Source organism: Blastocatellia bacterium, assembly GCA_025054955.1.
GTDB lineage: Bacteria > Acidobacteriota > Blastocatellia > HR10 > J050 > JANWZE01.
Genome location: JANWZE010000075.1, coordinates 20,659 through 30,208, shown reverse-complemented (window position 1 = coordinate 30,208; position 9,550 = coordinate 20,659). Strand labels below are relative to the sequence as shown.

At 55.3% G+C, this 9,550-nt stretch carries 7 protein-coding genes; 1 reads left to right on the top strand and 6 read right to left on the bottom strand.

The genetic code is table 11. From position 1 onward, the window contains the following. Positions 1-235 (top strand): hypothetical protein (locus NZ823_10240; protein ID MCS6805503.1); only part of this gene is annotated, 235 nt, incomplete at its 5' end. Between the two features lie 250 nt (positions 236-485). Here the strand turns inward: NZ823_10240 and NZ823_10235 are convergent. The 6 genes from NZ823_10235 to NZ823_10210 form a co-directional block, all read right to left on the bottom strand. Beyond that, positions 486-878 carry a hypothetical protein gene (locus NZ823_10235; protein MCS6805502.1) on the bottom strand — a complete coding sequence of 131 codons (393 nt, stop codon included), beginning with the start codon at positions 876-878 and terminating at the stop codon, positions 486-488. A 210-nt stretch (positions 879-1,088) separates the two neighbouring features. After that, positions 1,089-1,427, bottom strand: a complete 339-nt coding sequence (locus tag NZ823_10230; GenBank protein ID MCS6805501.1) for a hypothetical protein — start codon at positions 1,425-1,427, stop codon at positions 1,089-1,091. Positions 1,428-1,678: 251 nt separating this feature from the next. Further along, positions 1,679-4,876: a DEAD/DEAH box helicase family protein gene (locus NZ823_10225; GenBank protein ID MCS6805500.1), complete on the bottom strand. Its 3,198-nt coding sequence runs from the start codon at positions 4,874-4,876 to the stop codon at positions 1,679-1,681. Next, on the bottom strand, positions 4,873-5,214 hold the full coding sequence (locus NZ823_10220) for a DUF86 domain-containing protein (GenBank protein ID MCS6805499.1): 342 nt from the start codon (positions 5,212-5,214) through the stop codon (positions 4,873-4,875). Before NZ823_10220 ends, NZ823_10225 begins: the two co-directional genes overlap by 4 nt. Beyond that, the gene (locus NZ823_10215) at positions 5,204-5,515 is read right to left on the bottom strand and encodes a nucleotidyltransferase domain-containing protein (protein ID MCS6805498.1); all 312 of its coding nucleotides are present in this window, start codon (positions 5,513-5,515) and stop codon (positions 5,204-5,206) included. The genes NZ823_10220 and NZ823_10215 overlap by 11 nt, the downstream gene beginning before the upstream one ends. A gap of 1 nt (position 5,516) precedes the next feature. Then, positions 5,517-9,422: a DNA methyltransferase gene (locus NZ823_10210; GenBank protein MCS6805497.1), complete on the bottom strand. Its 3,906-nt coding sequence runs from the start codon at positions 9,420-9,422 to the stop codon at positions 5,517-5,519. Between the last annotated feature and the right edge of the window lie 128 nt (positions 9,423-9,550).

Genomic DNA, 9,550 nt, shown 5'->3' with positions numbered 1-9,550 from the left:
AAAAGCCAGTCTCAGGTGGAAGGTCAAACAGGTGGCGCTCAGCATCTCCGACCAATGGAGTCGTGTCTGGCATCTGACGAATAATGACACAGAACGCACCATCGGCCTCTGCCTCAAGATTCGGTCCAAACTGATGCGGGGGTTCAAAGTCAAAGAGAACCTCCTTGGCTTTGTCTACTTGATGGCGTGGCTGCGGCAAGCGGGTGACCGAGTCCCCTTGGCCGCCCTGCTCTAACACGCCGTGTCAGCAGAAAACTCTTGCCCGTCGCATTTCCAAGCACGTTATTTGAAACGATTACGACGCAGCAGTTACACCTCCGCTTCTAAGGATGCATTGCTCATCGTTCGTCGCGGGCAGCGCTCACAAGGAATGAATCGGCAGGAATCGTTCGGGTCTTGGCATGCACAGTCTGGCAAAAAAGGCTTCAGCGCCCAGCATGCAGTTGCCGCGACGACGCAGTTCGGGTTAATAATACCTCCAGAGGTTACGTTGCATCCATACATGGTTGTAGCAACGGTGAATGAAGGGGGATAGCTTGACGGAATAAAGCGCGGCGGAGACGATCAATCGTGGTGCCCTGGTCGGCGGCTTGCTGTTGCAACACGCAGAAGGCCATCAGGCACAGATGAAGAAGATGAGCCAGGTGGGCTGGTTGGCTGCGAGCCGGATTTTTGCCCCAGCGTAGTTGATCCTTGGGCACCTTGATGGTTTGCTCGAGCCGTTGTTTGATTCGATAGATGGCTTTGACGTGGGGCACGCTCAGCGACAGATGACGTCTGGCCCAGGACCGGGAGCCGTCTTTGACAACCAGCACCTGGATGCCACCGGTGAGCCGGCCTGTGCCATGCCCATCGCGCTGTCGCCAGTGGTGGCTCAACGCGTGACCAGCCACCTTCCGATTTTTCTTCAACCGAGTGAGAAAGTGCCAACCCTAAGACCGCATCTGCTGCAACACTCGCTTGGCACTCTACCAACTATCGAAGATCACGTACTACGGTTGCAGGCCCAGCCGGTGCGCCAGCGCGCAGCAGCTTGGCCGCCAAGACGAGTTGGCTCGATCCGCCTTTGCGCCAGACCTTCATGCCAATCAGAACCTGCCGCTGCCCATCGGTCCAGAGGGGGCAGTACCACGTTGATCCCTTGCCCCACCTTGCCCAATCGTGAAGAATAAACCCCATGGGGACCCCAAACATGGCTTGCCCCCATTTCTGACCGTGTCGTCCAGCAGCAAGTAACCTCCTTCCCCGCTCAGTCGCCGAGCGAAGCCCTGCCACAGGCGTGTTGGCCAGCAGCAAACTTCTCCCGGCATTCGACTGAACGGATCATGACTGAGGCCCTCAAAGCATTCGGCTAACTCGACACAATTGGCTCTCGTATCGCGATAGATCAAGGCGATGATGTAACGGGTCATCAGGATTTCTATCATATTTTCCTCACGATCTAGCATAGAAACCCTGACGATACTCTCCCTTCCCTCACCGGCGTAAGATCTGTTCAGTTATTCCGAAGCCGGATTCCTCACCTCTGCAGAGTACAAGGTTTCTTGGCTCTGCAGCTTCTGCACTCACAACCAGGGCAGGGAGGCGCATCCCATGCTTCTCCGAGGTCCCGTGAAGGCAGTGTGATCGCCGTCGGCAGAACGTGCGCCTGCCCACTGTCGACAGGAAGCGGGGGAGCCTATACTCCCAGGAGTTTCTTTATGTAGTCGTAGCTGTCGTTGCGTTCGAAAAAAAGAATGTGGTTCTCAGCAAATTTTTCTCTATCCCATGTGCCATCATCGTAGCGTTGGTGCAACTCGTCGAAAGGGGTCGCAGAGATGATGAAGGCATCCAGCGATATATCACAGCGCTTGCTCCGTTTCCCGATCTCCGCCGCGAGTTTCGGTAACCGCTCCCACAAGTGCGCCTTCTCATCACGAATGTACGCTTTGGCGTGCAACATGCCGTGCGGCTCAATGAAAATGATACGCTGGGTCTTGGTCTTACGATCTAACAGCCACAGGATAAAATCCGGGTAGAAGCCGCGTTCTTCAAAAAAGCCAACGCCACGCCCTCGCCCCAGGTTGCGCAGGAGGAAAACTTCCTTTCCGGCCAGTGATGTGTCCTTCTCGGCGTTCCAGTACTCGCGCAGGTCGCGTACAAATCGCGCTTCGCTCTCCTTCAGTCCCGGCGGCACGATCTGCGCCTTGTCCGGCATGTCTACCAAAAGAGGCTGGTACAGGTGGCGGTCGAAATGGATGCGTGACAGCTCGGCATTCTCCTGCTGGTAAAGGCGTTCTTGCTCCGCAAGCAATTGTCGTACTGCGGTCACCAATTGCTGTTCAGAGCGTGGAATTCGGATAACGTAGCCTGCTCTTTCTTCGCGAACACTTGACGGCCTGAACCCCAGGTTAGGATCCTTTCGATCCAGGGGACGATAAACCATCGTTTGCTCTTCCCATTGCTCGCGCCGCACCTGATAGAAGCGATCCACATAACGGCACAGGAGCCGGGTGACGGCCTGCTGGAGTAAGGCGCGGTCGGCAAAAGATGTCGGGCGAAATACAGTCTCCTCTGCCACGACGGTGCAGGGAACCTGCTCAATGATTTGGCGCAGCGTTTCAGGGCGGATCACCAGATTGCTCCACCCTTTGCGTTCTTTGTAGGCTAGCACGTCAAGATAGGCTTGCTGCCAGTCTATCCAGGCCAGACTCTCGCGTGGAATCTTTTGTGCTTGCCCACTGTGCGCCTCGTCGGTGTGCAAGCCATAATGCCCACTCTCCAGTTTCTGTACGCGCACGGAGAGATCCACTTGCACCGAGATTGATGTATTTGGTTCAAGGATAAGACCTTCTTCACAGGCAAAGTTCCGGCCTTCGGGCGGACGCGGCACGACCAGCCCGCGCCGGAGGAACTGCCCATTTGTCCGCACGAACAAGGGCAATTCAATAGGCGGCTCGACTTCCACGCCCTCACGTTCCAGATACTCACGGAATCGCGCCATGTAGTTGGCACGCACGGCAAAGATGTTCAGCGTTTCCAGCAGACGGATGTGTTGGGGGTGCTCCCCCTCCAGTGCCGCGCTGCGCTTGAGGCTCAGGCCCTTGCCCTTTAGGCGCACCCCGCGGCCAAAGAGCTGGATAATCTGTGCTCCCTCCTGCTGCCCAATGTTGAGCAAGCCCATGCTGGCCACGCGCCAAGAATTCCAGCCTTCCATGAATTTCTTTGCGCCAATGAGCACGTGAATGGCCGAATCGAGACGGTTGATACGCTCAAAGAGCGAGGCGGCGATGGCGTCATCTTCCAGCGTGATGCCGCCAGCGTCTTCTTCCACCAGTTTCTTAAAAGCGGAGGTGTCGCCGATGTAGATCAAACCGAAGTAGTCTTCGGCGCCCGCTGCCTTGAGGCCAAGTTCTCCGGGGCTGCTCTTGATGGTAGCAAGGTGCAGACCGCCACTGGCCGGCGCATGGAACAGGCGCGTCAGCAGGTCGGCATAGAGGCTCTCCGGTGTCAGGCCGAGTTCTTTCAGGTAGCCGAAGCGTCCGGCAAAAACGTCGGTCCCATCGGGGACAACCAGGCCGGTTTTGCCGTCCAGGACGGCTCCGATGGTCTTGACCGCCCAGCCGCGATCAGAAAGGACGCGGTGGAGGAAACGTGCCACGGTCAACACGTCGCTGCGCGGTTTCTTGTTCTCGTGATAGACAGCGTTGACGGTGCTGCCGACGAACACCCACAACGGTTTTTCCAGATTGTAGGGACGGAGGCCGTCCTTGCCTTCTTCATAAAGCCGGATTTGCTCGTAGAAGGACAGCAGGTTGCCAATCAGAAGCACGTTGGTTTTTTCATCGTCGGTTTCGTCCCTCAGGTTCAGAATTCGAAAGTCTTTGCCAAAGCCGTCGCCGTAGAAGTAGCGGTACGAATAGTCAAAAACGATGGCTTTGCCGTATTCGGCGGTGAGGGGATCGTTACGGACTGCCGAGAGGGCCTGCCCGAAGGTGGCGCTGTACTCGAAGGTAAAGCCGGTTGCGGCCAGCGCGTCCCGGTACTTGCGCCAGGCTTCGCCGCCGCTGCCTTTGTGGCCTTCATCCACAAAGATGAGATTGCGCCCCTCGAAGGCTTCCACAGGGACGCTCACCCCGCCGCCCTTTTTTTCCTCCACCAGTTTAGTGATTTCGATGACCTGCACCATGTTCTGACCGTTGCTCCACAGGCCGCCCGCGTTCAGGTGGAAGCGTCGCGCTGGGATGCCGGAGGCAGCCAGCTCGGCCAGATGCTGCTCGCTCAGGCCCTCGTTCGGCGTGACCAGCAGAATGTTTTCCAACGGCTCGCGGTTGTAATGCAGAAACTGGTAATAGTTCAGGTGCAGAAGCAGCGTCTTGCCGCTGCCCGTAGCCATCCAGTATGCCAGTTTGGTCAGGTCGCCTTCGGTAAAGGGTTTCTCCTGAGGTTCGCCGGGCAGGCGGGCCTCGTTGCGTTTGGCGACGAATGCATTCAAGTTAGCCAGCAATTGGCCCTTGGCATGGAACAGGCGGTCGAGGATGATTTCGGTGTAGAGCGCAGCCAGATACTGGAAGTAGCGCAGTGTGATTTTCTCGGCGCGACAGCGATTGATCTTTTCCAAATGTTGGCGAATGTTCTCGTCGTAACGCGCCAGGTCGTCGGCCGGGATCTGCACCTTACTGCCACGCGCGATAAGGTGATGATAGAGAAAACTTCGCCCGTCCGCGCCAAGGCCCTCGGCAACCGTCTTGCAGTCTTCCAGCAGTTTCCAATTGCTCCCATAGCCCAGCAGATGATTGAGCCAGGCCAGCAGGGTCAGGCGGTTTTCGAGTTTGACATATTGCTGGAGGATGCTCGTGAGAGCCGGTCCCGATTCTCCTCTCTTACGCGATGTCATGGTTCTTCCGGTGGTATCAATGGCTCAATCTTTGCGATGAGTGCAGGTACATCTTCTTGCACGATCTGCCACATTCTGACCAAGTCGAGGTGAAAGTAATCGTGAGCAATCCGGTGGCGCAACGCGATGATTTGCGGCCAAGGGATCTCAGGATGCGCTGCTTTTGTTTCATCTGAGACCTTGCGTGCCGCTTCCCCGATGTTCTCCAGTGCCTTCGCAATCGCATGTTGGTGCAAGGAACTTTGCTGGAATCCCTCCCAGGTAAGACCCATACTGAACTGGAGAACCTCTTTCGCAGCAATCACCATGTCGAGGAGATAGGCAGCGTCACGCCACATAGATAGGCTCCAGATGGCTCAGAATATGTTTTCGGCGGATGTAGTTCTTGCTCTGCTCGACCAGCCGCCGCTCGACTAAATCCACTTTTCGCCCCAACAACGTTTCCAACTCACGAGTCATCTCCAGCCACTGCGAAAACGTCCACCGAACGTCCGGCTCAAAGGTCACCAAGAGATCCACGTCACTGTCTGGTCGAAAATCCTCGCGCAGTGCAGAACCGAAAATGGCTAACTCCACAATATGCCAGCGGCGACAGAAGTCGGAAATGGCATCGTGGGGCAGTTTAATATTTAGCGGCATCTTATCCCTCCACCCCTGCAAACATACGTTCCTTAAACAGCACGTCGAGCGCCTGTGCGTCAGGGATGAACGAGTCACCGTTGACAAAGACCTCCTCCGCGCCGTCGGTCAGTTTCTCTTCGGCCACAAAGTCGCGGTCGCGTTCATAGTCCTCTTTGTTCCATCCTTGCGTGTCACGCCAAATGACGGCTACGGTGCGGCCATTGCGGAGCGTACCGCGATAGATTAGATAGTGCTTTGCAGACGAGACGTCCGCGTTCCCGGCTGGGACGTCCACGTTCCCGGCTTCCCTGGGATCGCAGGCGTCTCGCCTGCGCATATAGACCTTGCGCGTCTGCACATCCAGCCCAAGCAGGTAATTGAACGTTTCCGGCAAATCCACCAGCCGTTCGCGCGTCTCGCCGTCGCGGTGGATGCGGAGTTTGTAAGAGAACGGCGTTTGCAGTTTCTCCACATCCAGCAGAGTTTCACTTTTGCGCGTCTCCCAGCGGAGCATATAGCGCAGGAGATACTCATCTTTGAACAGCTCCAGCGCCTTCATGCCGCTTTGGTCGTCGAAGGTTAGGTTGTTGAGTGCGTCTTCGTACGATTCCAGGCGGATGACTTTGACGATGCGCGGGGAGCGTTCGGCTTCCTCGGCAGTGGCCATACGCTTGGGTTTGCCGTCCTTCCACTCCGGGGAGAAGGTGACCTTCTTGATGCGCGGCAGCAGCACGGTGTCAAAGTAGTGCGCCATCTCCACCAGGATGAACTTGCGCCGCCCGCCGTCTTCGCGGTTCAGGTTGATGACGGCATGGCCAGTCGTACCCGAGCCGGCGAAGTAGTCAAGAGTTAGGTCTTCACCTGTGAGATTACATACTCGGAGAGAATCACCAACTGTATAAATTGATTTCGGAAAGGAAAATAGAATTGTATTGCCCAAAATATGCCCCAGTAAGTTAGTGCCATAGTCTGCTGCTGAGTACTTGCTATCAACCCAAAGTGTGGGCGGTAAAGTCCCGCCACGCATGCGTGATTTCATGTAAACTCCTAACCTACCAGACCTATCTGGCCTTGCGGTCAACTCAGATAGGTTATTCATTACTGTCTCGTGTCCCCATTTCCAAGTTCTCTCACCTCCTCTTTCATCTATTGGCCAGACCACTGTTTCCTGCGTTGTTGGATTTTCTAGAATAATCCAACTACGACTTGCCTCATTCCACTCCATTGCTGGGATACGAACACGACCATCTATACCTGCGTATATCGGATAAAACAGTTTGGGCCTTGCGAACCTATTAGCATTCAACCCACCGTGCTTACGAAAATTCACCCATTCAAATTGTCCTTTAGCGTCTGATTCACTATATCTTGCAATTTGGCGATCACTTTTCGCTAGTTCGCCGACTGTGGATTCTCTAGAAACACCAACAAAGATTGCGTAATCATGTGACACAGAGAAACCGGTTAAAGCCGATCTGCCCGCAGGATTACTTCGAACGGCAACAGTGCCTAAAATTGAATCGGCTCCCAAAAGTGTCTGTATCGCTAGGTGTAGGCGACTAAACTCTGAATCGTCAATTGCGATACACAATTGTCCATCACTTTCCAGTATAGACCTCACAAGGATGATTCGCTCTGCAAGCAGAGCAAGCCAAGAGGAATGCTTGTAGTCATTTTTATACAAAATTTCTGACGCGGCGGTATTATACGGCGGGTCAATGTAAATGCACTTCACCCGATCGCGGTACTTTTCCTGCAGGAGATTGAGCGCCTGCCAGTTTTCGCTGTGAATCAGCAGGCCGTCGGTCCGCTCGTCGAGGTTGTCGAACGAAGCCAAAAGGCGGTCTGTAAACTCGGGTGGGAAGTGGCGGGTATCGAGCGGCAGCGTGGGGTGGGCCTTAAGAAATTCAATTCTGTGCGTTGTCCTGGGATCGCGGACGTCCCGTCCGCCAGTGAATGCAGAAGGACCTGATGCAGGCGAGACGCCTGCGTTCCCAGCAATATATCCGCACCACGGCCATTTTTCGGGTGAGTCAACCAGACCCGCTTTGACCGGGTTCTGCAAGATGTATTCCACAGTGGCGTTAAAGTGCTTTTCATCACGAATGTAGCGGTCGAAGTAATCCGGGCTCCAAAATGCTTTCCTTTCGCCCAGGATTTTATTCGCCTCATGCGCTGTGTAGGACTTCCAACTCTGAATGATTTTCTGAAGCGGTTCATCCATCATCTCAATCAGCACGTGAACGTGATTGGGCATGATGCACCAGGCGATGAGGCGATAGCGCTCTCCATCAAAGTGCTTCAAGGCATCTTGAACCAGATGAGCAATACGTTCGTCGCGCAGGTAACAAGCGCCTTTGCCGCTGTCTTGATACTTCTCAATTCGCTTGCGCAGTTCCACAGCTTCTTTCGAGTCGGCACCTAACTGCTCATGCCAGTGAAGTTCCTGCTTCCAGTGCTTGATGACTTCTTCGGGAACCGAGTCATGGAGGCGGAAAGTGATAAATTGAAGCACGTTTGCCGAGTCGAAGTGGGGCAAGTAGCCGCGCGTGTACCACCCTTTGTGCTGCAAAGGTGTGGCAAGCGAGACGCCTGCGCTCCCAGGATTTGCAGGCGAGACGCCTGCGTTCCCGGCGGTCAGCCCCAGTTGCTCCCACTCCGCCCACTGCGCCTCGCAGGTTGCAATCTCCGGGTAGAACTCCTGAGGAATGTTGCCCACCGTGATGACGTAGAACGTCTCGGTGACGAACTTTTTCTTCTCCCAGAGCATCTTCTGGAAGTCCTCGATCTGTGCGAGGAACTCAATGATGCGTAGCCCAATGCGCTTGATGAGGCGCATAAGTTGAAACCAGCCTTCGGAAAGGTGCTCGCCGGCGGCTTCCATCTCCTCCAGATTGAGCACTTCGTTTTTCAGGTAAAAGTCCAATTCGCGAGAGAGAAAGCCGCGCAGGTCCTTGTGGATGAAAAAGTCGCTCGTGTTGCGCCGGGTGTACTGGCGCAGGTGATGCTCCAGCCACGATACGCTCTCGCCTTTCTCCGTCTTACGCCGCTCGGTCGTGAGAGCAGCCAGTATATCGGTTTTGGAATGCTCAGGAATTTGTTCCAAGGCTTTGACGCGCCCGGGAATTTCTTCCTTCGTTTTGGCAATAATGGATTCCTGCTGGTTCTTCTGGCCGTAGGCAATAGCTTCCTGTTCGGTCAGCGGTCGGAAATGGAAGGGAATGGTCAGCGTGTGCTCTGTTTCGTCCCAGGTAATACTATCCAGCACAGGCAGGAAAAAGCGCTTTTCGCCCTTGATGTTATTCTGCTCCACATCAGCTTGCTGGAGCTTGAAGTGGACGGTCACGCCGTTTGGCGCTTTCCAGGAGTAGTCGGTGAAGTACTCGCCGGTCTTAATGTAGTACTGGTCATGGTTCGCCCAGTAGAGATACACTTCCTCGCCGTTGTAGGGGATGGCGTAGCGTTCTTTCCTGGAGTAGCGACGCTTGGAGATAAAGTCACCGTCCTGCCAGTAGCGGCTGAAGAAGGTGTAGAGATGGTTATAGACGTCGGTTTCCAGCGCCTCGGTCGAGCGCGCGCCTTGCGCTTTGGCCAACGCTTCGAGATACGCTTTGCCGACAGGGGTGGAATGATACTCCGGCTTCAGGCTACCGTCAGCGGTGAACGCCGAATCGCCGAGCGTTTCTATGACTTTGTTGCGAGCTTCGTCCAAGACCTTCCGCGCCTGCCCCTGTTCCGCCAGCGCGCCAGACGCCAGCTCGTCAGCGATCACTTCAGGCAGGTCTTTGCTGATGAACTGTTCGATGACCGCCCGTTTGTGGTTCATGATACGGTAGATGCCGAAGTCCAGCTCGGCACAGTCGAACTCGAACAGCTCGCGGAGAAGGTCTTGAAACTTCTTCTGATGAACTCTTTCTTCTTGCATGTTCATGCCCTGCACTGAGTTTGTGGGGAGCAATCGCCAGAGGGCGCCGCTCCAAAGTGCCCGACCGTGTTAGCCGCACCCTTGTTGGCAAATCGCGGCATGGACGGCAACGAGAGAGCCATGCGGTG